Annotated in this window: 20 protein-coding genes; 11 read left to right on the forward strand and 9 right to left on the reverse strand. The window is 71.2% G+C overall.

Features of this window, described 5'->3' with window-relative positions; translation table 11 throughout:
* Positions 1-51 precede the first annotated feature (51 nt).
* Both SM418_RS27535 and SM418_RS27540 read right to left on the reverse strand, forming a co-directional pair.
* Positions 52-921, reverse strand: coding sequence for a glutamate ABC transporter substrate-binding protein (locus SM418_RS27535; protein ID WP_371944569.1), 870 nt, complete (start codon positions 919-921; stop codon positions 52-54).
* Between the two features lie 39 nt (positions 922-960).
* Complete coding sequence (locus SM418_RS27540; protein WP_371944666.1) at positions 961-1,683, reverse strand: amino acid ABC transporter ATP-binding protein; 723 nt, start codon at positions 1,681-1,683, stop codon at positions 961-963.
* A gap of 287 nt (positions 1,684-1,970) precedes the next feature.
* Between SM418_RS27540 and miaB the strand changes: the two genes are divergently transcribed.
* Positions 1,971-3,506 (forward strand): tRNA (N6-isopentenyl adenosine(37)-C2)-methylthiotransferase MiaB, encoded by a 1,536-nt coding sequence (miaB, locus tag SM418_RS27545; RefSeq protein ID WP_371966122.1) that lies wholly within the window; start codon positions 1,971-1,973, stop codon positions 3,504-3,506.
* Positions 3,507-3,563: 57 nt separating this feature from the next.
* On the forward strand, positions 3,564-4,295 hold the full coding sequence (locus tag SM418_RS27550) for a class III extradiol dioxygenase subunit B-like domain-containing protein (RefSeq protein ID WP_371944565.1): 732 nt from the start codon (positions 3,564-3,566) through the stop codon (positions 4,293-4,295).
* A 41-nt stretch (positions 4,296-4,336) separates the two neighbouring features.
* On the opposite strand, the gene SM418_RS27555 is transcribed toward SM418_RS27550, so the two are convergent.
* Positions 4,337-4,594 (reverse strand): antitoxin, encoded by a 258-nt coding sequence (locus SM418_RS27555; RefSeq protein WP_371944564.1) that lies wholly within the window; start codon positions 4,592-4,594, stop codon positions 4,337-4,339.
* 123 nt (positions 4,595-4,717) lie between these two features.
* Between SM418_RS27555 and miaA the strand changes: the two genes are divergently transcribed.
* Positions 4,718-5,629, forward strand: a complete 912-nt coding sequence (gene miaA / locus SM418_RS27560) for a tRNA (adenosine(37)-N6)-dimethylallyltransferase MiaA (protein WP_371944664.1) — start codon at positions 4,718-4,720, stop codon at positions 5,627-5,629.
* 21 nt (positions 5,630-5,650) lie between these two features.
* A complete protein-coding gene (gene dapF / locus SM418_RS27565) occupies positions 5,651-6,493 on the forward strand; it encodes a diaminopimelate epimerase (RefSeq protein WP_371944563.1) in 843 nt (280 codons plus the stop codon).
* A 247-nt stretch (positions 6,494-6,740) separates the two neighbouring features.
* Here dapF and SM418_RS27570 read toward each other — a convergent pair whose 3' ends face one another.
* On the reverse strand, positions 6,741-8,705 hold the full coding sequence (locus SM418_RS27570; protein WP_371944562.1) for a sensor histidine kinase: 1,965 nt from the start codon (positions 8,703-8,705) through the stop codon (positions 6,741-6,743).
* Positions 8,706-8,971: 266 nt separating this feature from the next.
* On the opposite strand from SM418_RS27570, the gene SM418_RS27575 reads away from it, so the two are divergent.
* From SM418_RS27575 to SM418_RS27590, 4 genes are all read left to right on the forward strand, one after another.
* Positions 8,972-9,964, forward strand: a complete 993-nt coding sequence (locus SM418_RS27575) for an ABC transporter permease (RefSeq protein WP_371944561.1) — start codon at positions 8,972-8,974, stop codon at positions 9,962-9,964.
* Positions 9,961-10,764 (forward strand): ABC transporter permease, encoded by an 804-nt coding sequence (locus SM418_RS27580; RefSeq protein ID WP_371944560.1) that lies wholly within the window; start codon positions 9,961-9,963, stop codon positions 10,762-10,764. The genes SM418_RS27575 and SM418_RS27580 overlap by 4 nt, the downstream gene beginning before the upstream one ends.
* A complete protein-coding gene (locus tag SM418_RS27585; protein WP_371944559.1) occupies positions 10,761-12,569 on the forward strand; it encodes a dipeptide ABC transporter ATP-binding protein in 1,809 nt (602 codons plus the stop codon). The genes SM418_RS27580 and SM418_RS27585 overlap by 4 nt, the downstream gene beginning before the upstream one ends.
* 71 nt (positions 12,570-12,640) lie before the next feature.
* Positions 12,641-14,239, forward strand: coding sequence for an ABC transporter family substrate-binding protein (locus SM418_RS27590; RefSeq protein ID WP_371944558.1), 1,599 nt, complete (start codon positions 12,641-12,643; stop codon positions 14,237-14,239).
* A 9-nt stretch (positions 14,240-14,248) separates the two neighbouring features.
* Here the strand turns inward: SM418_RS27590 and SM418_RS27595 are convergent, their stop codons facing one another.
* From SM418_RS27595 to aceB, 5 genes are all read right to left on the reverse strand, one after another.
* Positions 14,249-14,959, reverse strand: coding sequence for a hypothetical protein (locus SM418_RS27595; RefSeq protein WP_371944557.1), 711 nt, complete (start codon positions 14,957-14,959; stop codon positions 14,249-14,251).
* Positions 14,960-15,083: 124 nt separating this feature from the next.
* Positions 15,084-16,370, reverse strand: coding sequence for a (Fe-S)-binding protein (locus SM418_RS27600; RefSeq protein ID WP_371944556.1), 1,287 nt, complete (start codon positions 16,368-16,370; stop codon positions 15,084-15,086).
* Positions 16,370-17,566 carry an FAD-binding oxidoreductase gene (locus SM418_RS27605; RefSeq protein WP_371944555.1) on the reverse strand — a complete coding sequence of 399 codons (1,197 nt, stop codon included), beginning with the start codon at positions 17,564-17,566 and terminating at the stop codon, positions 16,370-16,372. The genes SM418_RS27600 and SM418_RS27605 overlap by 1 nt, the downstream gene beginning before the upstream one ends.
* Positions 17,566-19,014, reverse strand: coding sequence for an FAD-linked oxidase C-terminal domain-containing protein (locus SM418_RS27610; protein WP_371944554.1), 1,449 nt, complete (start codon positions 19,012-19,014; stop codon positions 17,566-17,568). The genes SM418_RS27605 and SM418_RS27610 overlap by 1 nt, the downstream gene beginning before the upstream one ends.
* Positions 19,015-19,136: 122 nt before the next feature.
* Complete coding sequence (gene aceB, locus SM418_RS27615; protein ID WP_371944553.1) at positions 19,137-20,744, reverse strand: malate synthase A; 1,608 nt, start codon at positions 20,742-20,744, stop codon at positions 19,137-19,139.
* 223 nt (positions 20,745-20,967) lie between these two features.
* On the opposite strand from aceB, the gene hflX reads away from it, so the two are divergent.
* The 3 genes from hflX (at position 20,968) to SM418_RS27630 (ending at position 25,032) form a co-directional block, all read left to right on the forward strand.
* Complete coding sequence (hflX, locus tag SM418_RS27620) at positions 20,968-22,410, forward strand: GTPase HflX (protein ID WP_371944552.1); 1,443 nt, start codon at positions 20,968-20,970, stop codon at positions 22,408-22,410.
* A gap of 526 nt (positions 22,411-22,936) precedes the next feature.
* Complete coding sequence (hutI, locus tag SM418_RS27625) at positions 22,937-24,151, forward strand: imidazolonepropionase (protein ID WP_176405683.1); 1,215 nt, start codon at positions 22,937-22,939, stop codon at positions 24,149-24,151.
* A 35-nt stretch (positions 24,152-24,186) separates the two neighbouring features.
* Positions 24,187-25,032, forward strand: a complete 846-nt coding sequence (locus tag SM418_RS27630) for a DegV family protein (RefSeq protein WP_371944551.1) — start codon at positions 24,187-24,189, stop codon at positions 25,030-25,032.
* The last annotated feature ends 96 nt before the right edge of the window (positions 25,033-25,128 follow it).

A 25,128-nucleotide genomic window follows, 5' to 3' on the forward strand; every position in this document is an offset into this window, starting at 1 on the left:
TGGCTCCGCCGGGGACGCGCCGGCGTGACGGGCGTCAGGCGCGGCTCCGGATCAGGAGCAGCCCTCCATCTGCGGGACGGTCGTGGCGAGCTTCAGCCCGGTGCCGGCGAAGTGCTTCTCCAGCAGCGTCTTGGCGGTGCCGTCGGAGTACATGTCGGTGACGGCCTTGTTGACGGCCTCGCAGGTCTCGGTGTCGCCCTTCTTGATGCCGACGCCGTACTTCTCGTCGGTGAAGGGGTCGTTGATGACCTTGAAGGAGCCCTTCTGCTGGTTGGCGAACCCGGCGAGGATCAGGTCGTCGGTGCTCACCGCGTCCAGCGCGCCGGACTTCAGCTTGCTCACGCATTCGGAGTAGCTGCTGGCGTCCACCAGCGTGACGCCCTTGATGTTGAGCTTGCCGTCCGGCGGGCCCTCGGTGATGCGGCGGAAGGAGTTGGACCCGGCCGCCTTGCAGAGCTTCTGGCCCTTCAGGTCCGCGGCCTTCTTGATGTCGGTGTTGTCGGCCTTCACCATCGTGTCCTGGTGCGCGATGTAGTAGGGACCGCCGAAGGTCACCTGCTGCTTGCGCGCCTCGGTGATGGAGTAGGTGGCGACCACGAGGTCGACCTGCCCGCCGCCGATGAACGACTCGCGGTTCGCGGAGGTCGTCTCCTTGAACGTGATGCCGCTCTCGGGGACGCCCAGCTTCTTGGCGATGTACTTGGCGACGTCGACGTCGAAGCCGTCATAGGTGCCGTCGGGCTTCTTCAGGCCGAGCGCCGGCTGGTCGAACTTGATGCCGATGGTCAGCTTCTTGTCGTCCTTGGCCTTCTGGACGACCGTCTTGGCCTCGGTCTTCTCGGTGTCGCTGCCACAAGCGCCGAGCGCCAGGGTCAGTGCCATCCCCGCCCCGATCAGGGCGCCGAAACGACGTACTCGCATTTCTCGTCCTACCTCTGCTCTCTGCCGGAGCCCCGCGGCTCAGTGCGTGAGGATCTTGGAAAGGAAGTCCTTCGCGCGGTCGGTGCGCGCGTTGGTGAAGAACTCGTCGGGGGTGTTCTCCTCGACTATCTGGCCGTCCGCCATGAACACGACCTTCTGCGCGGCCCTGCGCGCGAATCCCATCTCGTGCGTGACGACGATCATCGTCATGCCCTCGCGGGCCAGCCCCGTCATGACGTCCAGGACCTCGTTGACCATCTCGGGGTCCAGCGCCGAGGTCGGCTCGTCGAAGAGCATCACCTTGGGCTTCATCGCGAGGGAGCGCGCGATCGCCGCCCGCTGCTGCTGCCCGCCCGACAGCTGGGCCGGATACTTGCCGGCCTGGTTGGCGATGCCGACCCGGTCGAGCAGTTCCATGGCGTGCTTCTGCGACTCCTGCTTGCCCTGCTTGCGGACCTTCACCGGCCCGAGCATGACGTTCTCCAGAATCGTCCTGTGGGCGAAAAGGTTGAACGACTGGAAGACCATGCCGACGTCCGCGCGGAGCCTCGCCAGCTCCTTGCCCTCCTTGGGCAGCTCCTTGCCGTCCACGAGGATCTTTCCGCTGTCGATGGGCTCCAGCCGGTTGATCGACCGGCACAGCGTCGACTTGCCGCCCCCGGACGGGCCGATGACGACGACCACCTCGCCGGAGTCGACGGTGAGGTCGATGTCCTTCAGGACGTGCAACTCGCCGAAGTGCTTGTTGACCTTCTCGACCACGACGAGGGGCCGGTCGCCGCGCGTGGCGGCCGGCGCCGGAACGGAGTCCTCCGGCTCGTCCTTGGAGAGGTCGAGCCCGCCTTCGCTGTCCGTCATGCGGACGGACTTTACGTCATGGTCAGATTCGCGAACGTCGCCGAGCGGTACCGATACGATCACGAATCCCCACGTCGGACGGGGTCCGTCCGCGCGAAAAGTGATCATCGGTGCTGGTCGGAGCGGTGTGTCGCGCGTTCCGCGACGGCGTTCCGTCGGGGCGTGACGGGCCCGTACCCTTGGTTACCGAGATGAATGCGCCAATGGAGACGGCCCCCCGTACGTACGAGATCCGTACCTACGGGTGCCAGATGAACGTCCACGATTCCGAGCGGCTGTCCGGGCTGCTGGAGTCGGCCGGCTATGTCCGCGCGGAGGGCGCCGAGCCCGACGTGGTGGTGTTCAACACCTGCGCGGTGCGTGAGAACGCCGACAACCGGCTCTACGGCAACCTCGGCCATCTCCGGCCGGTCAAGGACGGTCATCCGGGCATGCAGATCGCCGTCGGCGGCTGCCTTGCGCAGAAGGACCGCGACACCATCGTCAAGCGCGCCCCCTGGGTCGACGTCGTGTTCGGCACGCACAACATCGGGTCGCTGCCCGCGCTGCTTGAACGGGCGCGCGTGCAGAGCGAAGCGCAAGTCGAGATTGAAGAGTCGCTGGTGACCTTCCCCTCGACGCTGCCGACGCGCCGCGAGTCCCCGTACGCCGCGTGGGTGTCGATCTCGGTCGGGTGCAACAACACGTGCACGTTCTGCATCGTCCCGTCCCTGCGCGGCAAGGAGAAGGACCGCCGCCCAGGGGAGATCCTCGCCGAGGTGGAGGCGCTCGTCGCCGAGGGCGTCCTGGAGGTCACCCTCCTGGGGCAGAACGTTAACGCTTACGGCTCGGGCTTCGGCGCGCTCGCCGCCGCGCCCGACGAGGTACGGGCGATGACCGGGGGCGGCCAGTCGGCCTTCGCGGGCCTGCTGCGGGCGTGCGGGGACGTGCGCGGCCTGGAGCGGGTCCGGTTCACCTCGCCGCACCCCAAGGACTTCACCGACGACGTCATCGCCGCGATGGCCGAGACGCCGAACGTCATGCCGTCGCTGCACATGCCGCTGCAGTCCGGCTCGGACGCGGTCCTGCGCGCGATGCGCCGCTCGTACCGGCAGGAGCGCTACCTCGGCATCATCGAGAAGGTCCGGGCCGCGATCCCGGACGCGGCGATCACCACCGACATCATCGTGGGGTTCCCCGGCGAGACCGAGGCCGACTTCCAGGAGACCCTGCACGTGGTGCGGGAGGCCCGGTTCTCGTCGGCGTTCACGTTCCAGTACTCCAAGCGTCCGGGCACCCCGGCCGCGACCATGGACGGCCAGCTCCCGAAGGAGGTCGTCCAGGAACGGTACGAGCGGCTCGTCGCCCTCCAGGAGGAGATCTCCTGGGCGGAGAACAAGAAGCAGTTCGGCCGCACCCTCGAGGTCCTGGTCGCCGAGGGCGAGGGGCGCAAGGACGAGGCGACCCGCCGGCTGTCGGGCCGTGCGCGCGACAACCGCCTGGTCCACTTCGGCGCGCCGGAGGAGCAGGTCCGGCCCGGTGACATGGTCACCGTCGAGGTCACCTACGCCGCCCCGCACCACCTGGTGGCCGACAAGCCCGCGCTGGCCGTCCGGCGGACGCGCGCGGGCGACGCGTGGGAGGCCCGCCAGAGCGGGAACCGCGGGGTGTCGCTGGGCATGCCGTCGATGGGGCGCCCGGCGCAGCCCGCCGCAGCCTCCGGCCAGGGCTGCTCCGCCGGCTCCTGAACTGGGGCATGATCGGATCGGCCCTTCGCGGCCCGGTCCGGTCACTGAGGAGGCAGCGTGCTCGTATCGGCGGCGGTGTGCCCGCATCCGCCCGTCCTCGTCCCGGAGATGGCGGGGGAGGCGGCTCCGGAGCTGGACGCGCTGCGCGCCGCGTGCGACGAGGCTGTCCGCCGCCTCCGCGGCGCCGACGCCGTGATCGTGGTCGGCGGCGGTCCGGAGACGAGGTCGTACGGCCCGGACGCCTACGCGACGCTCACGCCGTTCGGGCTCGACTGGACGAGCCCCGAGGGGGAGCCCACGGACGGCGCCGAGCCGCTGCCGCTGTCCCTGACGATCGGGAACTGGCTGCTGGAGCGGCAGGGGCCCGATGTGGCCGCGCCGCGCAACCAGGCCGAGCCGCGGTACCAGGCCGTCGGGTTCGATGCTGAGCCGGAAGCGTGCATGGCGCTTGGACGCGACCTGGCGGAGACCGCCGATCGCGTCGCCCTCCTGGTGATGGGCGACGGGTCAGCGTGCCGTTCGGAGAAGGCACCCGGCTATCTCGACCTGCGGGCCCGTCCCTATGACGAGGGCGTGGCGCGCGGGCTTGGCAATGCCGACGCCGCCGCCCTGGCCGCCCTGGACCCGGGGCTTTCCCGGGACGTACAGGCGGGCGGGCGCGCGGCGTGGCAGGTCCTGGCCGGCGCGGCCGGAGATACGGCCGACCTCACCGGCGAACTGCTCGCCGACGAGGCGCCGTACGGTGTCGGCTACTTCGCGGCGGCCTGGTCGCGGACCGGCCGTTCCTAGGGTCGGGCCGACCCGATTCAGGCTGGGGCAGGCCGGCCGGGTTAGGGCGTCGGCTGTCCGCCGCCCTGCGGGCCGGGCTCTCCGCCCTGGTCCATGTCGCCCGGGTGGTGGCCCATGTCGCCGCCCTGGCCGCCTTCGCGGTCGATGTAGTCGCCGGCCTTCTCCTGGGCCTGGTCGACCCTGTCGGCGTGCTCGCCGCCGGTTCGCTCGTCGAACATGTCCCCGGTGCGCTCGACGCCCTCCTTGGACTTCTCGGAGTGCTGCCCGAGCATCTGCTTGACCTTGTCGACGATGGACATTCCGATCCCCCCGGATCCCTCGTCTCGATCGGTGCGGCGCAGGGGTGCCCTGCACCCGTACAACCCGGCTATACCCGTTCTGTTGCCACAATCATTCCCGTGACCTCACCCAATACTCCGTATGTGATCGCCGTCGTCGGGGCGACGGCGGCCGGGAAGTCCGACCTCGCCGTGGAACTGGCGCTGCGGCTGGACGGCGAGGCGGTCAACGCCGACTCGATGCAGCTCTACCGGGGCATGGACATCGGCACGGCGAAGCTGTCCGCGGCCGAGATGCGCGGGGTCCCCCACCATCTGCTGGACGTCTGGGACGTGACGCGGACGGCGAGCGTCGCCGAGTACCAGCGGCTCAGCGCCGAGGTGGTCGCGGACGTCCGGGGCCGGGGACGGCTGCCGGTGCTGGTCGGCGGGTCGGGGCTCTACGTCCGGGCGGCGCTCGACCGCCTGGAGTTCCCGGGGACGGACCCGGCCGTCCGGGCGCGGCTCGAGCAGGAGCTGGCGCGGGTCGGCCCCGGCGCGCTGCACGAGCGGCTTCGCGAGCTCGATCCCGCCGCCGCGGACGCGATCCTGCCGAGCAACGGCCGCCGGATCGTCCGGGCCCTGGAGGCCATCGAGATCACCGGCCGCCCGTTCAGCGCGACGCTGCCCGAGCACCGGTACCGCTACGACTCTGCGCTGCAGATCGGGGTGAGCGTCCCCCGCGAGGCGCTGGACGAGCGCATCGCGCAGCGCGTGGAGCGGATGTGGGACGCGGGCCTGGTCGACGAGGTGGCGGACCTGGAGAAGCGCGGCCTGCGGGACGGCCTGACCGCCGGCCGGGCCCTCGGCTACGCGCAGGTCCTCCGGTTCCTCGCGGGGGAGTGGACGCAGGAGCAGGCGAAGGAGGACACGATCCGGACGACGCGGCGCTTCGCCCGCCGGCAGGAGTCGTGGTTCCGCCGCGACCCGCGTGTCCGATGGCTGCCCTACGACGCCGCCGACCTGGTCGAACGTGCTCTCGCCCTGATCGCGGAGGAGTCCGGCCGGGGCGGCTGACGGAGGCAATACGATCGAAGGATGCGGTTTGTCAAAGGCCACGGCACCGAGAACGACTTCGTGATCCTGCCCGACCCGGACGGCGTCCTCGATCTCACGGCGGAGGCCGTCGCGCGGCTGTGCGACCGGCGCGCCGGGATCGGAGCCGACGGCGTCCTGCGCGTCGTCCGGACGAAGTCCGCAGAGCGGGCCACAGGGCATGAGGGCGACCCGGCGTGGTTCGACCCGGCGTGGTTCGACGCGGAGTGGTTCATGGACTACCGCAACGCCGACGGCGGCATCGCCGAGATGTGCGGCAACGGGATGCGCGTCTTCGCCCGCTACCTGGTCGACGCGGGCCTCGCCGCGCCCGGCGAGTGGGACGTGGCGACCCGCGCGGGCCTGCGCCGTGTGACGCTCGGCGCGTCCGGCGACGTCAGCGTGGACATGGGCCTGCCCGAGATCCTCGGCGACGGCGAGGCGTCCCTGGCGGGGGCGACGTTCCAGGGCCGGCGGGTCTCGGTAGGGAACCCGCATCTGGCCTGCCGCGTGGACGAGCCGGTCGCCGCCCTGGACCTGTCGCGCGCCCCCGGCTTCGACCCGGCCCTGTTCCCCGACGGGGTGAACGTCGAGTTCTTCCGGACGGTCGGGGACAGGCACGTCGAGATGCGGGTGTACGAGCGCGGCTCCGGCGAGACGCGGTCCTGCGGCACGGGGACGGTCGCCGTCGCCGCCGCCGCGGCACTGGGGACCACGGGCACGTCCGAATGGACCGTGGACGTCCCCGGCGGCCGGGTGACCGTCACCCTCGACGGGGAGACCGCGCATCTGCGGGGCCCGGCGGTGCTGGTCGCCGAGGGCGAGACCCGCCCCGGCTGGATCTAGCCGAACGCCTCCCCACCAGCGGTTGCGGCGGTTGCGGAGCGGTCCCGGCACGAACGGGACCCGTGTCCCTCTCCAACGGGACCATGTGCCGCATAACTTCTTCCTTGCACACCCTCTGGTGAATGGCCCGTACGGACCGGGATGGGAGCCCCGGAGCCGTACGGAGCCTGAGGGCCGGTGGCGACCTTCTTGGCGGGGGGCGGTCACCGGCCCTCCCACCAGGGTGAGGCCGGGATCCGCGGACGCGTCAGGGATGGGCGCCGTTGACCGGCAGCCTGGCCCGGACGAGAGTTCCGCCCCTGGGGCCGGGCCCCACCGTGCAGGATCCGCCGAGTTCGGCCGCGCGTTCTCGCATGGAGGACATCCCGACACCGGAACGCAGCCCCATGGGCAGGCCCACCCCGTCGTCGCCGATCGTGACGTGCAGGTCGCCGTTCAGGCACAGCGTGACCTCGGCGGAGCCGGCGTTGGCGTGCCGGTGGACGTTCGTCAGCGCCTCCTGGACGATCCGGTACGCGGCGACCTCCGCGGCGGCGGGCAGCCCGTTCAGGTCGCCCTCCACGCGCACGTCCACCTTCGGCCCGTCCCCGGTCGCGACGACGCCGCCGAGCGCCTGGATCGCGCCCTCCAGCCCGAGATCGTCCAGCGCGGGCGGACGCAGCCCGTACACCAGGTCGCGGATGTCGCCGATGGTGCGGCCCATGGTGGCGCGAAGGTCCTCCAGGAGCGCGTCCACCGCCTCGGGGTCGGTCTTCAGCGTGATGCGTGCCGCGTCCACCGTCATCGCGAGGCTGGCCAGCGTGGGGCCGAGCCCGTCGTGCAGGTCGCGGCGCAGCCGGCGCCGCTCCTCCTCCCGGGTGCGCAGGATGTGCTCGCGGGAGCGCTGCACGTCCGCGGCGAGGCGGGCCGCGTTCGCCAGCTCGGCGAGGTTGCGGGCGAGGACGCCCGACAGCCGCGCGTCCGGGGTGCGGGTGACGCCGAGCAGCAGCCGGCCCACCGGCTCGCCGTGCCACACCAGCGGGATGAGCTGGGGCCGCGCGCCGAGCACGCCGTCCTCCGCGGAGATCGTCCGGCCGTCGCGGTCCAGCACCTCGATGACGACGCCGGTCGCGTGCAGCGCGGAGCGGGACACCTCGGCGGCCGCGGCGAGCGCGGCGCCGGGGTCGGCGGCGGTCTGCAGCCGCCGGTTGAGGCGGTCGGCGATCCGGTACGGGTCGCGCTCGCCGTGGATGAGCCCGTCCACCGTGCGCTGGAGGCGCCGCCGGACGGGTTCGAACACCGCGCCCGCGGCGATCGCCCCGGCCAGGCCGGTGAGCGCGCCCCCCTTGCCGTGAGCGAGCAGGCTCGCCGAGCCGACCAGCGCGAAGTACACACCGGTGATGACGACCACGAGCCCGGCGTAGACGAGCGTCCGGCTGACCACGAGGTCGATGTCGTACAGCCGGTAGCGGGTGATGGCGATCGCGATGCAGATCGGGACGGCGACGATGGTGATGTTGCGGAGCGGGTCGCCGACGGGGCTGTTCTCGGCGACGTAGACGACCGCCTCGGCGACGATGCCGGGGTAGACGACCCAGGCGATCTGCCGGCGGACGTCCGGCGCCGACCGGATGAACCGGACGAGCATGGAGAGCAGGCCGGCGGTCAGGGTGCCGATGATGAGGACGGTGATCGGCAGCGGGATCTCGCCGAACGGGTAGACCGACACCCCGTTGTGCCAGCCGCGCACATCGGGGTCGATCGTCAGGTGGACGCAGACGACGGCCGGGAGGAGGCAGGCGATCACGAGCACCGGGCGGAACCAGCGCGACACGAGCCGCCCGTCCGGGAAGATCAGCGGCAGGACCAGCGTCAGCGCGTAGGTGTCGACCGCCCAGAGCCAGGTCCCGAGCCAGTTGACGAACCCCGCCACGGCCCAGTCGTGGCGTTCCGCCCACGGCCCGAGGTTCAGGGCCAGGACGTACACCGCCGCGCTCGACCCGGCGACGACCATCAGCCAGGCGACCTTCAGCCCCGGCCGGTGGCGCAGGAGGACGGCGCCGACGGGCGTCCAGGCCAGCGCGACGAGGATCTCCGGATGCCACCAGACCATCCGCAGGTCGGCGGGCAGGCGGGCTCCGACGGCGAGGGACGCGGCGACGGACGCGACCGCGGTCAGCGCGAGCAGGACGCCCATGCGTCCCGCCGCGCGGTCGTGTCCTGCCGTTTCCATCGCCAACTCCCCGCCCGAAAGTAATGGAATGTTAAAGCGTCCAGGTCGTCGTCCTGCAGTGTTCGCGGCGTCCGCCTCAGGACAGCGGGTCCCCGGCGGGCGCCGCCGGGGTCACGGTGCACTCGGGCGTGTCGTGATGGTAACCGCGGATCCTGGTGAGGAGAACGGAAAGTGCAGGTCAGAGAGACTTCTGTAATTTTCATACGCGTTGCGTGATCGATTGGTAGCATTCCGCGGTCAATGCCGGATGTTCGGGAGGGAAGACGTTGGCGGGGTTTCTGCTGCGCCGGCTGGTGAACCACGGGGTGCTGGTCGTGCTCGCCGCGAGCCTGGCCTACCTGCTCGCCGCCACCGCGCTCGATCCGCGCGCCGCCTTCGAGGGCCGCACGCCCCGCCCGCCCGAGGCCGTCGTCGACGCCAGGCTCAGCGCTCTCAACCTCAACGACCGGACGCCGCTCGCCGACCGGTACCGCACCTGGGCGGGGGGCGTCCTCCATGGTGACTTCGGCCGGACACAGGATGGTGAACGGATCAACGCCGAGTTATGGCGCCGCCTCGGCGTGAGCCTTCGGCTCCTGGTTCCGGGGGCCGTCCTAGGGGGCGTCCTTGGAGTCCTACTCGGCGCCTATGCGGCAGTGATGCGGGGACGGTCCGCCGATCGGCTCATAACGTTCGGGTCCTATCTGCTCCTGGCCGCGCCTGTGTTCGTCCTGGCCGTGCTGTTACAGACGGTCGCGAGCGTCGTCAACGACGCCTTGGGCGTACGGGTCTTCGTGTGGGTCGGGGAGTCCACGCCGGGGACGCCGGGAGGCGGGCCGGCGGAGTTCGTCGACCGGACACGGCATCTCCTCCTTCCGACCGCCACGATCGCGCTCGCCCAACTCCCCGTCTACGCGCGTTACCAGCGCGCCGTGATGCTGGACGTCCTGCACGCCGACCACGTGCGGACGGCCCGGGCCAAGGGGCTCCGGAGACGGAGGGCGCTGCTGCGCCACGGGCTGCCCACCGCGCTGATCCCGGCGAGCACCCACTTCGCCTTCGCGTCCGGGCTGCTCGTCCTGAGCGGCGTGTTCACCGAGAAGATCTACGGCCGGCACGGGATGGGGGAGTGGCTGGTCGACGCGATCGCGCGCGGCGACGTCAACGCGGTCGCGGCGATCGACTGCGTCGCCGCCTGCGCGGTGCTGGCGGCCGGCCTGGCATCGGACGTCCTGAACGGTCTTCTCGACCCCCGTGCCCGCTCTGGAGCCGCACCGTGACGCGGCGGTGCGCCGCCGGGGCCGTGGTGCTCGCGTCGGTGTTCCTGCTGGCCTTCGCGGGACCGCTCCTGTCTCCGTGGCGCTGGGACGATACGGATTTCACGGCGTTCCGGCAGGGCCCGTCGGGGCGGCACTGGCTCGGCACGACCCAGAGCGGGCGGGACGTGTTCGCCCTCACCCTGCGCGGAGCGCGGAAGTCCCTGGTCATCGGCCTGCTCGTCGCCGTGCTGTCGACGGGTCTCGCCGCGGTCGTGGGCACGGTCGCCGGACTCACGGGCGGCCTCCTCGACCGGGCCCTGATGCGGGGGGTCGATGTCCTGCTGGTGCTGCCGTCGTTCCTCGTCGTCGCCGTTCTGGCGTCGCGGACGGGCGATGACTGGCCGATGCTCGTGCCGCTGCTCGCCGCCTTCATGTGGATGGTCACCGCCAGGACGGTGCGGGCCATGACGATCTCGCTCCGCGGACGCGAGCACGTGCTCGCGGCCCGGTTCGCGGGGGTGGGCGCGCCGCGCGTGATCGTCCGGCATCTGCTTCCCGGGCTCGCGTCGCTGCTGGCCGTGGACGCGGGCCTGAACGTCGGCGTCGCGATCATCGCCGAGAGCGGGCTGTCGTGCCTCGGGCTGGGGGTCCGCCCGCCGGACGTATCGCTCGGCACGGTCATCGCCGACGCGTACGGCGCCGCGACCGTGGACCCGTGGAGGTTCGGGTTCCCCGCCGGGCTGCTCCTCCTGATCGTCCTCGCGGCGAACCTGCTCGGCGACGGGCTGCGCGACGCGCTGGATCCGGTCGGCGGCCGGTGACGGTGCTGCAGGCCGCCGACCTGAGGGTCGGATACGCGTCCGGTGTGCGCGCGGTCCGTGGTGTGAGCTTCACGGTCGCCGCAGGGGAAGTCCTCGGAATCGTCGGCGGGTCGGGCGCGGGCAAGACCGCGATCGCGCTCGCAGTCATGGGGCTCCTTCCGGCGGACGCCCGAGTGTCCGGCTCGGTGCGACTGAACGGGGAGGAACTGCTGGGGCGTTCCGATGCCGAACTCTCCCGGGTGCGCGGCAAGGACCTGTCGATGGTGTTCCAGGATCCGCATGCGGCGCTCAACCCCGTCCAGGCGGTGGGGGAGCAGATAGCCGAAGCCGTCCGGACACATTCCGGCGCCGGCCGTTCGGCGGCGCGTGCGCGGGCCGTGGAACTGCTCGAACTCGTCGGCATTCCGTGCGCGGCCCGGCGGGCTCGCGCGTACCCGCACGAGTTCTCCGGCGGGATGCGGCAGCGCGTGATGATCGCCATCGCGGTCGCCAACCGTCCGGGCGTGATCCTGGCGGACGAGCCGACGGCCGCCCTGGACGTGACGGTCCAGGCCCAGATCCTGGACGTGCTCCGGACGGCGAAGGAGGCGACCGGAGCCGCGATCGTGCTGGTCACGCACGACCTGGGGGTCGTGGCGGGTTTCGCCGATCGCGTCATGGTGATGTGCGAAGGACGGGCCGTCGAGACGGGGCCCGTCGAGCAGGTCTATCGGCGACCGCGTGCGGCGTACACGGCCGAGTTGCTGAGTTCCATCCCCCGTCTGGACGGCGCGGGTATGGCTCAACCTCGTCCTGAGCGGCCTGTAGTGCTGCAAGTGGACGGTCTTGTCCGGCACTACCCCCTTCTTAAGGGAACGCTGATGCGGCGCCGGGTGGGGACTGTTCGCGCCGTCGACGGCATCGGCTTCGACCTGCGCGAGGGCGAGACCCTCGCACTTGTAGGGGAGTCCGGATGCGGCAAGACCACGGCCTTGATGGAGATTCTTCGGCTGTCAAAGCCGCAAAGGGGACGTGTGGCCGTCCTTGGACAGGACACGGCGTCCCTGAACGCGGTCAAGCGGAAGGCTTTGCGACGGGACGTCCAGCTCGTCTTCCAGGACCCCGTCGACTCGCTCAACCCTCGGATGCGTGTGGCCGACATCATCGCCGAGCCTCTGACCGCGCACGGCGGCCCGTCATCTCTGATCGGCGGTCGTGTCGAGGAGTTGCTAGAGCTGGTGGGCCTGGAGGCTGACCATGCACGGCGCTACCCCCACGAGCTGTCGGGCGGCCAGAGGCAGCGTGTGGGCATAGCCCGAGCGCTTGCTCTGGAACCCCGCCTCGCGCTCTTGGACGAGCCTGTGTCGGCCTTGGACGTGTCCGCGCAGGCGAGCGTCATGGGGCTGCTGGAGAGCCTCCGCGATCGTCTCGGCCTGACGTATCTGATCGTCGCCCATGATCTGGCCGTCATCCATCGCATCGCCCACCGGGTCGCCGTCATGCACATGGGCCGCATCGTTGAGTCGGGGGCGGTGCAGGACGTGTACAAGGCGCCGGCCCACCCCTACACGCGCGCGCTGCTGGACGCGATCCCACTGCCCGATCCGTCTCTTGGACGCCGTCGTCGCGTCCTTCTACGAGGAGATCCACCCGGCCCCATGTCACCACTCAAGGGATGCCGTTTCCGTGGTCGTTGCCCCCGCTACCTCACGCTCGGCCCAGTCGAGGCGCGGCTCTGCGAGGAACAAGACCCGGAGGCCAGCCGAGACGCAGATCGGTCGGTCGCCTGCCACCACCCTTTCGTCGGAGCCGAGGTCAAGCAGTGAAACGGATACTCGGAGCGGTTCTGCTGGGTCTCGTCCTCATGAGCGGATGCACCGGCCCTGGGCAGCGGGACGTGACCAATGCGTCAGAGCGGCTACCGGCTTCCGACGTCAACCCGACCCAGCGCGACCGTGTCCGGAACGGCGGGACGCTCCGCTGGCCGCTGCCGGAGTTTCCGTCCCAGTGGAACTTCAACCATGTCAACGGCACCAAGGGCGCGGTGGATCACGTCGTCCAAGGTGTTCTGCCGTACCTGATGCGCCCGGACGAGAAGGCCGTCCCGCATCCCGTCCCGGAGTACCTGGAGTCGGCCACGCTGAAGCGCACCGGCCGCGGCCAGACCGTCATCTACCGGCTCAACCAGCGGGCCAGGTGGTCCGATGGCAGGCCCATCGGATACGCCGATTTCGTGGCCCAGGCCCATGCGCTGTCCGGACGCGACCCGCGTTACGAGGTCTCCACCGTGACCGGCTACCGCCTGATCAAGCGCATCGAACGAGGCGTCCGCGAGCACGAGGTCAAGGTGACGTTCGCGCAGACGTACGCCGACTGGCGGAGCCTGTTCAGCCCGCTCTACCCGGCCTCCGCCTACTCCAGCCCACGCTCGTTCAACACCGGCTGGGTGAACCTCCTGCCCGTTACAGCAGGCCCGTTCAGAGTCGAGCGGATCGACCAGACCGCCAAGACCGTCATCTTGGCTCGTGACCCGTCCTGGTGGGGCGCGCCCGCCAAACTCGACCGCATCGTCTATCGCGCTATGGACACCAGCGCGATGCCCGGTGCGTTCGCCAACAACGAGATCGACCTCATGGACATCGGCCTTGACGCCAGTGCGCTGCAACGCGTCCAAGACGTCTCCGGCGCTGACGTGCGCCGCGCGGGGGGACCCGACTGGCGGCACTTCACGTTCAACGCCGCCGGGCCCGTCCTGTCCGATATTCGCGTACGGCGTGCAGTGATGCTCGGCATCGACCGGCGGATCATCGCGCGGTCCGACCTGTCCGGCCTCGGGGTGTCCGTGCGGACGCTCGGCAACCACTTCTATGTCAACACCCAGGACGGCTACCGGGACAACTCCGAAGAGTTCGGAGCGTACGACCCGGCGCGGGCCAGGCGACTCCTGGACGAGGCCGGCTGGCGACCGCACGGCAAGTACCGCGCCAAGGCCGGCCGCACGCTCGCCCTCCGGTTCGTGGTGCCGTCTGGAGTCCCTCTGAGCGGGCGTGAAGGGGAGTTGACGCGTGCACTGCTCGAACGGATCGGCGTCCGGGTGGACATCAGGCCCATCCCGGCCGACGATGCGCTGGACACCTACGTCACGCAGGGGAACTTCGACATCGTCCCGTTCTCGTGGCTGGGCACGTCGTTCCCGGTATCGCCGATGAGAGCGGTGTTCGCGCGGCCGCACGACGGACGCGTCCAGCAGAACTACTCCCGCACCGGAACCGCCGCCATCGACGCGGCGATGGACCAGGCGATCGCAGAGGTCGACCCGGCGAGGATCCACGTCCTGGTGAACAGAACCGACCGGCTCATCTGGCGCCAGGCGTCGGTCTTGCCGCTGTACCAGCGCCCACAGCTCGTCGCCGCGCGCGCGGACCTGGCCAACATGGGAGCCTGCGGCTTCCTGGAGCCCGACTACCAGGACATCGGCTTCACGAGGCGCTCCTAGCCTCGACCGTCAGGGGAACGCGAGCCGGATGCCCTTGCGGTCGCTGGTGTAGCGCGCGTTCCACACGTACATCCGCAGGTCGTCGGCGGAGAGGTCGTCATCGACCGGGAGGTCCGAGACGATCCGGACCACGTAGGACGCGCCGGCCGGCATCATCGCGTCGCCGCTCTCCTCGGTGGGCGCCTTCGCCCCGTCGATCCGGGCGGTGATCTCGCTGTGGTTGGGCAGCGTGCACATGTCGGAGGGGATGCCGGCCTGCGGCATGCAGCGGTCCCGCGCGGACGCGGGCACCTTCGCCTTCGGCATGAACAGGTCGCCGGGGAAGTCCAGCAGGACCGGCCGCCGCTGGGTGTTGGTGAGGATGTAGTCGGCGTAGGCGTACGTCGTCCCCGACGGCGGCGCCTCGGGGGCGCCGAGCGGCTGACGGCCCGTCCCGGCCTCGACGGCGGCGAGGCTGTAGCCGTAGCCCTCGGGGGTCGTGAAGTTCACCGGCGGACCGGCCTTCGGCGCGGGCACGGCCGAACCCGCCCCGGCGCCGTCGCCCTGGCTCGCCAGGGTCGGGTGGGCGCTGTCCCCGGCGTCCGTGCCGGGCCGCAGGACGACGATCCCGACGGCCACCGCGGCGATCCCCACGGCGCCCGTGAGGGCCCCGGCGAGGCCGAGCCTCCCGGCGCTGGTCTTCTTCCTCCGGCGGTGCGAGCGGTGGTGGCTGTTGGACATGATGGTGCGTGCTCCCTCGGCCGTTCTCCAGGCTCAGTAAGCGCGTCCTTATCGAGTTCAGGGCGGCAATGGCGGCTGGACACGATACCGGACGCCCGGATCGGCGGTGATCCTGGCCTGCGGGTTACGAACCGCGCGCGATAAGGGCGCCGCGGCCGAGCCCCCGCAGCGAGGCGTCCAGCACCTGCGCGGTGTGCGCGACGGCGATGCCGGCGCCGCGCCGGCGCAGCGCGGTGGCGATCTGCATCGAGCAGCCGGGGTTGGCGGCGACCAGTAGTTCGGCTCCGGTGGCGTCCACGTTCACCGCCTTGCGATCGCCGAGTTCTCCGGCGGCCTCCGGCTGGAACAGGTTATAGGTGCCGGCGGAGCCGCAGCAGATGTCCGGTTCGGCGATCTCCCTGACGCTGAGCTCGGGAATCGCAGCGAGCAGCGCACGGGGCTGGCTGCGCACGCCCTGGGCGTGGGCGAGGTGGCAGGCGTCGTGGTAGGCGACGGTGACCGGAAGCGGCCGCCGTTCCGCGCGGGGCCCGAGTTCCACGAGATACTCGGCGAGGTCACGCGTCCTCGCCGAGAGCGCCTCCGCGCGCGCCGCCCAGGCGGGATCGTCCGCGAGCAGCGCCCGGTACTCCTTCATGGCCGACCCGCAGCCCGCCGAGTTCACCACGATGACGTCGACGGACTCGAACGTCTCGACCGTCCGGCGGGCGAAGGCGCGGGCCTCGTCGGCCCGGCCGGAGTGCATGGACAGTGCCCCGCAGCACCCCTGGCCTTGGGGGATGACGACGTCGCAGCCTTCGAGAGCGAGGACGCGGGCCGTGGCCGCGTTGACGCCGGGGAAGAACTCGCTCTGCACGCAGCCGGTCAGCATCCCGACCGTGGCGCGGCGCCCGCCGCGCGCGGCGACCCGCTCGGGCAGCCTCGGCGCCTTCCCGAGAGGCGGCGCGAGCCGCTCCATCGCCGCGATGGACGGCGAGAGACGCTCCAGGATGCCGCTGCGCCGGACGAGGCGCTCCAGACCCGACTTCTGGTACGCGCGCAGGGGACCGCGCAAGGCGCGGAGCCTCCGCTTGTACGGGAACAGCTGGAAGACCATCTCCCGTATGGCCCGCTCCTTCAGCGAGCGCGGATGTTCGCTCTCGACATCGGCGCGCGTGGTCTCGATGAGACGGTCGTACTGGACGCCGGACGGGCAGGACGTCACGCAGGCCATGCATCCGAGGCAGCGGTCGAAATGCTCGACCATCGGCCCGCTGAGCGGTTCGCCCTCCACGTGCTGCTGCATGAGATGGATGCGGCCTCTGGGAGAGTCCATCTCCTCGCCCCACAGCACGTACGTCGGGCATGTGGGCAGGCAGAAACCGCAGTGGACACAGTCGTTGAGCAGGTCCGGGAGGTCGTCCTTGGCGCTCATCAGATACCTCCTACGAAGCGGCCGGGGGACAGCCTGTGATCCGGATCGAACTGGTCTTTCACACGCCGCATCAGTGCGAGCGCCGGAACCGGCCCCCACAGGTCGATCTCGCCGCGCACCTCTTCGGGGACGTAGCGTACGACGGCGTGACCACGGTGCCGGGTCAGGACATGCCTCAGACGGCCCAGGATGTCGGCCACATCTTCCGGCGTCATCTCCGGGGGTAGACCGACGTGGCCGTGTCCGCTGCCGCTCCACGTGGTGGGGATGTCCGTTCCGAGGAGGGTGAGAACGTCGCGGAGGGAAGGCGGTGGTGCGCTGATGTCGATGAGGGTGGTGCCGTCCGGATAGCGTCCCCAGCCCTCCGGTGCGGTTTCAGAGATCGAGGTGTTCTCCCCGAGGAGTTCTGCGGCTTGCCCAGCGCGCGCGGCGACACCGTCCGGCACGCCTTCCAGCAGCACTGCAACCGTTCCCGGGCCCATGTATTCGATCGCGCTCGGGGCAAGGGGGGAGTGGAGGACGCTTTGGACGGCGTCATGCGCGTCCTCTGGCCCGCCCACGGCACACGTCACGTACGCGGAGGCGGCGGGTATCGGATGCAGGCGGAACGTCGCCTCCACGATCAGGCCCAGGGTGCCGTAGGAGCCGGAGAAGAGCCGGCCGAGGTCGTAGCCGGCGACGTTCTTGACGACCTTGCCGCCCGACCGCGCGACCTGGCCGTCCGCCCGGACGACGGTGAGCCCGATGACCAGGCTCCGGGGCGTCCCGTACATCGTGCGGAGCGGGCCCGCCGCGCCCGTCGCGACCGTCCCGCCGATCGTCGAGCCGGGCAGCGGACCATCGAGGGCGAGCCGCTGCCCCCGCTCCGCGAGACTCTCACCGAACACCTCCATCGGCAGGCCGGCCTCCGCCTTGGCGACAAGGTCACCGGCGGTGTGCTCCACGAGCCGGCTGAGCCGGTGGGTGTCGACCAGCAGATCGCAGCGTTCGGGAGGCGTCCCCCAGTCCAGGCGGGTCTCGGCCCCGCGCGGGACGACGGCGAGCCCCTTCTCGGCGGCGACGTGCATGACGTCGGCGGCCTCGGTCAGATCCTTCGGCGCGGCGACGAGCGCGGGCTCGACGCCGAGCACGCCTTCCGCGGGCTCGCCGGGCCGTACGTCGGCGCAGACCTTCGCAAGGGCGTCCAGGGGCCGCATCAGAAGATGTCCGCCTTTCCCTCGTACGGGTGGGGGCCCTTGCGCTTGCCGGGCACCTCGCCGCACAGCCGCGGCGTGGGGAAGACCTTGCCCGGGTTGCACAGCCCCGCCGGGTCGAAACCGCAGCGGACCATCTGCATCGTGTCCAGATCGGCGTCGGTGAACATGCGCGGCATGTACCGGGACTTGTCCACGCCTACGCCGTGCTCGCCCGTGATGGACCCGCCGTGCTCGATGCACAGGTCGAGGATCGCGCCCGACACCGTCTCCGCGCGCTCCTCCGCGCCCGGTTCGGCGTCGTCGAACAGCACCAGCGGGTGCAGGTTGCCGTCGCCCGCGTGGAACACGTTCGCGACGCGCACGCCCGACTCCGCCGACAGCGCGTCGATGCTCGCGAGGACCTGCGGCAGCACCGTCCTCGGGATGACGCCGTCCTGGACGAGGTAGGCCGGGCTGATCCGGCCGACCGCCGCGAACGCGGACTTGCGGCCCTTCCAGATCAGCGCGCGCTCCTCGTCGTCGGCGGCGATGCGGATCTCGAACGCGCCCGCGTCCCGGCACAGCCGCTCGACCTCGGCGAACTGGGCCGCGACCTCGGCCTCCGGGCCGTCCAGCTCCACGATCAGCACCGACCCGGCGCCCGGCGGGTACTCGCAGCGCACCGCCGCCTCGGCCGCCTCGATCGCGAGGGCGTCCATCATCTCGATCGCCGCGGGGACGACGCCCGCCCCGATGATCGCCGACACCGCCGTGCCGCCCGCCTCGATCGAGTCGAACGCCGCCAGCAACGTCTGGACGGTCTCGGGGACCCGCGTCAGCCGCACCGTGATCTTGGTGGTGATGCCGAGGGTCCCCTCCGCCCCGACGAACACGCCGAGCAGGTCGTAGCCGGGCGCGTCCGCCGACAGCTCGACCAGCTCCCCGTCCGGCGTGACGATCTCGCAGGCCAGCACGTGGTGCGCGGTGAACCCGTACTTCAGGCAGTGCGCGCCGCCGGAGTTCTCCGCGACGTTCCCGCCGACCGAGCAGATCTGCTGGCTGGACGGGTCGGGCGCGAAGTAGTACCCGTACGGCCGGACGGCCCGCGTCACGTCCAGGTTGATCACGCCGGGCTCCACCACGGCCCGCTGCCCCGGGATGTCGATCTCCAGGATCCGGCGCATCCGGGACGTGACGATCAGCACGCCGTCCGTCCGGGGCAGCGCGCCGCCCGACAGCCCCGTCCCCGACCCGCGCGCCACGTACGGCACTCCCGCCGCCGCGCACTCCCGCACGATCGCCGCGATCTGCTCGGCGGTGTCGGGCAGCACGACGATCCCGGGCGTCGCCCGGTGGTTGGTGAGGCCGTCGCACTCGTACGTGCGCAGGCGCACCGGATCACTGATCACCGAGTCGGCCCCGGTGATCTCCGCCAGCCGGCGTGCGAGCCCTGTGAGCTTGGTCTCCATCTCCTCCACCCTCCCTCGCCCGCGTACCGCTCGCAAGATCCGGCCACCGCCTCGTCCGCCTCGGCGGACGTGCGGCGGCCGGCGCCGCGGGCGCCGGCCGCCGGAGGCACCGCTCAGGGTGCTTACGGGAACTGCTGGTAGGCCGGGGTGGTGAGGAACTCGGAGTAGTCGTCGGCCAGGGTGACCTTTTTGAAGAGGGTCACGGCCTGGTCGTAGCGGGGCTCGTTGTACGCCTGGCCCAGCTCCGCGCGGATCTGGGCGAGCTCCTCGTCCAGGAGCTGCTCGACCCACTCCTTGGTGATCTTCCGGCCCTCGGCGGTGGAGACGCCGTTGTAGATCCACTGCCACACCTGGGAGCGGGAGATCTCGGCGGTGGCCGCATCCTCCATCAGGTTGTGGATCGCGACCGCGCCGGCGCCGTCCAGCCAGGTGGCGAGGTAGCGCAGCGCCACGTCGATGTTGTTGCGCAGGCCGGTCTCGGTGATCTCGCCCGGGGTGTCCTTGACGTTCAGCAGATCGGCGGCGGAGACGTGCACGTCCTCGCGGAGCCGGTCGCGCTGGTTCGGCTTGTCGCCGAGGACGCCGTCGAACACCTCGCGGCAGATCGGGACGAGGTCGGGGTGCGCGACCCAGGAGCCGTCGAAGCCGTCGCCGGACTCGCGGGTCTTGTCGGCGCGGACCTTCTCCAGCGCGACCTTGTTGACCTCCTCGTCCCGGCGGGACGGGATGAACGCCGCCATGCCGCCGATCGCGTGCGCGCCGCGCTTGTGGCACGTCCGGACGAGCAGCTCGGTGTAGGCGCGCATGAACGGCGCGGTCATCGTGATCGCGTTGCGCTCGGGGAGGATGAAGTCGGCGCCCCGGTCCCGGAACTTCTTGATCACCGAGAACAGGTAGTCCCAGCGGCCGGCGTTCAGCCCCGCGGAGTGGTCGCGCAGCTCGTAGAGGATCTCCTCCATCTCGAACGCGGCCGGGATCGTCTCGATCAGGACGGTCGCGCGGATGGTGCCGCGCGGGATCTCCAGGGCGTCCTGGGCGAGGTTGAACGCGTCGTTCCAGAGCCGCGCCTCGAGGTGGCTCTCCATCTTCGGAAGGTAGAAGTAGGGCCCCTTGCCCTTCGCAAGCTGGCGGCGCGCCGAGTGGAAGAGGTAGAGGCCGAAGTCGAACAGCGATCCGGACATGGGCTCGCCGTCGACCAGGAGGTGCTTCTCCTCCATGTGCCAGCCGCGCGGCCGGACGACGATGGTCGCGAGCTCCTCGTCGGCCTTCAGCGCGTAGGACTTGCCGCTCTTGCCGTCGGTGAAGTCGATGGTGCGGTCGAGGGCGTCCCGCAGGTTGAGCTGTCCCTCGATCATGTTGTCCCACAGCGGGGTGTTGGCGTCCTCGAAGTCGGCCAGCCACACCTTCGCACCCGAGTTCAGCGCGTTGATCGTCATCTTCCGGTCGGTCGGGCCGGTGATCTCGACGCGGCGGTCCACCAGGCCGGGCGCGGGCTCGGCGACGCGCCAGGCGTCGTCGGCGCGGACGACCGCGGTCTCGGGCAGGAAGTCCAGCGTCCCGCCCGCGGAGAGCTTGCGCTGCCGCTCGGCGCGGGCCTCGAGGAGCTCCTTGCGGCGAGCGCCGAACTCGCGCTGCAGGGCGGCGAGCAGGCCGAGCGCCTCGGGGGTCAGGATCTCCTCGTAGCGATCGCCGAGGGGTCCGGTGACCTCGATGCCTTCCAGTCCAGCCATCTGCTCGCCCTTTCGTATGGTGAAATTCGACTTCTGTTACGTGGAGAACGGTACTCGGCGGTACGAGGCCCGGTCAAAGCGGGTGTTCCCTGCCACATCTCCCCGCGCGCGCTTACGTCAACCCAGGGCGGAAACCATGGCTATAACCAGGTGACCACCAGCGAGGCGCGTGAGACGATCGCCGGGAAGATACGGCCGCTAGGCGGCGTTCTACTGAGGACATATGACACAGCCTTTCTCTGCAGACCAGACCCAGAGCCAGACCCAGGACGAGCACGAGTACGAGCCCATGACGGGCGAGCTCGACCTGGAGGACCGGAGGGCACTGCGCCGCGTCGCGGGCCTGTCCACCGAGCTGACCGACGTCACCGAGGTCGAGTACCGCGCGCTGCGGCTGGAGCGGGTCGTCCTCGTGGGCGTGTGGACCGAGGGAACGGCCGAGGCGGCCGAGAACTCCCTGCGCGAGCTGGCATTGCTCGCCGAGACCGCGGGCTCGCAGGTGCTCGAAGGGCTCGTCCAGCGCCGGTCCCGTCCCGACCCCGCCACCTACATCGGCTCAGGCAAGGCCGCGGAGCTGCGCGACGTGGTCATCTCCACCGGCGCCGACACCGTCATCTGCGACGGCGAGCTGGCCCCGAGCCAGCTGCGGCACCTGGAGGAGACCGTCCAGGTCAAGGTCATCGACCGGACCGCGCTGATCCTCGACATCTTCGCCCAGCACGCCAAGAGCCGGGAGGGCAAGGCGCAGGTCGAGCTGGCCCAGCTCAACTACCTCCTGCCGCGGCTGCGCGGCTGGGGCGGCAACCTGTCCCGGCAGGTCGGCGGGCGCGCCGCGGGCGGCGTCGGCATCGGCGGCCGCGGCCCCGGCGAGACCAAGATCGAGCTGGACCGGCGGCGAATCCGCACCCGGATGGCCAAGCTGCGCCGGCAGATCGCCGAGATGTCCAAGGCGCGCGACACCAAGCGCGGCGAGCGCCGCCGCCACCAGGTGCCCGCCGTCGCCATCGCGGGCTACACCAACGCCGGCAAGTCGTCGCTGCTCAACCGGCTCACCGGCGCCGGGGTGCTGGTGGAGAACGCGCTGTTCGCCACCCTCGACCCCACCGTCCGGCGCGCCGAGACGCCCGGCGGGCGCGCCTACACCCTCGCCGACACGGTCGGGTTCGTCCGGCATCTGCCGCACCAGCTCGTCGAGGCGTTCCGGTCGACGCTGGAGGAGGTCACCGACGCCGGGCTGGTCCTGCACGTCGTGGACGGCTCCGATCCGGACCCCGAGGCGCAGATCGACGCCGTCCGCGAGGTGCTGCGCGAGATCGACGCCGACGCGATCCCCGAGATCATCGTCATCAACAAGGCCGACGCCGCCGACGACCTCGCGATCGCGCGGCTGCAGCGCCGCGAGCCGCACAGCGTCGTCGTGTCCGCCCGCACCGGTTTCGGCATCGAGGAGCTGCGCGCCGCCATCGAGGCCGACCTGCCGGGGCTGGAGAGCGAACTCCACGCTCTCGTGCCGTACGAGCGCGGCGACCTCGTCGCCCAGGTGCACGAGCGGGGCGAGGTGCTCAAGCAGGAGCACGTCGCCGAAGGCACCCTCCTGCACGCCCGCGTGCCGGCGGTCCTCGCGAGCGACCTCGCCCAGTACGAGACCGTCTCACCGACGGCCTGATCCGACCCGCCGGGCCCCGCGCGGGCCCGGTGGGGTTCGGGCCCGCGTGCGTTAGGGCCCGCGTTCGGGACGCGTGCAGTCGGGACGGCGTGCTCGGGACGGCGCGTGTATTCAGGACGGCGCGGGTTCGGTTTTCGGGTCGTCTGGAACCCGGTGACAGCCCCGTCCCGGTCGCCGAACGGTGACAGCTTGTCCAATCCGCTTGACGGTTCGGTTGAAACCCGTACGGTCTTAGAGCTAGGGCGGGGGGATGGCTGTCGATGCGCTACGACCAGAGGTTGTCGGACGGGCCTTCGGTGCACTACCGTGACGAAACCGATATCTCCGGTCTCGTTGCCAGTGGTGGCCGTCCGGCCACCCGACCCTCCAATGGTGAATCGCCGGCACCCAGTCGGTGTTTCGGATCGAGAGCAGGTGGCCATGGCAGGTCCGAACACTGCAGCGAGGGCGGGCGGCCCGTCACAGCGCCATCCGGCGCCCGGTACCGCGCCGAAGGGCGCACGGCTCCATCCAGGTCGGTGACCCCATGACGGTACGGCTGTTGACGAACATCGGCAGGCTCTGGACGGGCACCGACGTCTGCAGCAACGCCGCGGTGCTCATCCACGACGACCGGATCGTCTGGGCCGGGCCCGCGTCCGACCTCCCGCAGAGCGTCCCCGGCATCATCGACGACATCGTCGACGTCGACCACGTCGAGAACCTCGGCGGCGGCCTCGTCACCCCGGGGCTCATCGACGCGCACTCCCACCCGGTCTACGCGGGCAACCGCTGGGCCGAACTCGCCATGCGCACCAGCGGGTCGTCCCACTCGGCCATCACCGCCGCGGGCGGCGGCGTCAACTCCACCGTGACCGTCACCCGGGGGACCGACCCCTGGACGCTGTGCAACGGCGTCCGCGAACGGCTCCGCCAGTGGATCCTCGCCGGCACGACCACCGTCGAGGCCAAGACCGGCTACCACCTCACCCGCGACGGCGAGCTCGCCGACATCCGGATGCTGCGGTCGCTGGAGGGCGAGCCGTCCATGCCGCGCATCCACGCGACGTTCCTCGCCGCGCACATCCTCCCGCCCGAGTTCTTCGGCCGCCGCCGCGACTACATCGAGGCCGTCCGGCTCTGGGCCGGCGACGCCGCCGTCGCGGGCGCCGACTCGATCGACGTCTACTGCGACGAGGGCCACTTCACCGCCGAGGAGGCGCGGGCCCTGCTGCTCACCGGCAAGCGCGCCGGGCTGAAGGCCCGCATGCACGCCTGCGCCAACGAGCGCATCGGCGCCGCGCAGGTCGCCGCCGAGGTCGGCTGCGCGTCCGCCGACCTGCTCACCCAGGCCAACGACGACGACATCAAAGCGCTCGCCCACGCCGGCGTCACCGCCACCGTCTGCCCCGGCAGCGCCCTCAACAGCAGCCGGGCCCCGGCGCCCGTCCGGCAGATGCTCGACCGCGGCGTCACCGTCGCGCTCGGCACCGACCACAACCCGGGCCAGTGCGGCATCACGTCGATGCCGCTCGTCATCGGGCTGTCCGTCGCCATGTTCGGGCTGAGCGTGACCGAGGCCCTGCGCGCCGCCACGCTCGGCGGGGCCGCCGCGCTGCGGGTCGGCGACCGCGGCTCCCTCGCGCCCGGGATGCTCGCCGACATCGTCCTGTGGGACGCCGACCACGAGGGCGCGTTCGCGTGGGCGTTCGGGCTGCGGGCGCTGCGCATCTGGCGCGGCGGCGTGCCCGTCCAGCCCTGACGGTTTCAGCGCTTGTACGGGGTAATGTCCCTGCCATGGGCAGTGCGGTCGCGGTCGTCACGGATTCCACCGCCTACCTTCCCCCTGGGCTCGCCGAGCGGCACGGGCTGACCGTCGTACCGCTGCAGATCTCCGTGGGCGGCGCCACCCGCGACGAAGGCGACATCAGCACCGCGGAAGCCGCGCAGGCGCTGAAGGAGCGGCACCCCATCACGACGTCGCGTCCGGCGCCGGAACGCTTCGCCGGCGTGTACGAGGCCGCGGCCTCGTCCGGCGCCCGCCACATCGTGTCGGTGCACCTGTCGTCCGCCCTGTCCGGGACGGTGGAGGCCGCACGTCTCGCGGCTCGCGACGCACCCGTCCCCGTCACGGTCATCGACAGCGGCACGATCGGGTTGGGGCTCGGCTTCGCCGCCCTCTCCGCGGCGGCCACCGCCATGTCGGGCGGCACGGCGGAGTCGTCGGCGTCGGCCGCCGTCCGCCGGGCCGAACTCACCCGGTCCCTCATCTATGTCGACACCCTTGAGCACCTGCGGCGCGGTGGCCGGATCGGCGCCGCCGCCTCTCTCCTCGGTTCGGCGCTCATGATGAAGCCCCTCCTGGACATCGCGGACGGACGTATCGCGCCGCTCGAGAAAGTCCGCACCTCCTCGCGCGCGCTCGCCCGGCTCGAAGAACTCGCCGTCGCCGAGGCCGGTGACCGGCGGGTCGACCTGGGCGTCCAGCACCTCTTCGCCGCATCCCGCGCGGAAACCCTCGCCGCCCGCCTGCGCGAGCGTATCTCGCACGTCGAGGACGTCTACGTCGGCGAGGTCGGCCCGGTCATCGGCGCCCACGTAGGCCCCGGCATGCTCGGCGTCGTGGTGGCCCCGCAACTCTGACGCGCGAGCCTGACGTCCGCGAACACGTCAGCTACCGGGGGCGGCGCCGTCGCGAGTTATCCACAATCTCCGAAGCCGTCGCGGCCGTCCCCCGGC

The organism is Actinomadura chokoriensis, from assembly GCF_041463665.1.
Classification (GTDB): Bacteria; Actinomycetota; Actinomycetes; order Streptosporangiales; family Streptosporangiaceae; genus Spirillospora; species Spirillospora chokoriensis_A.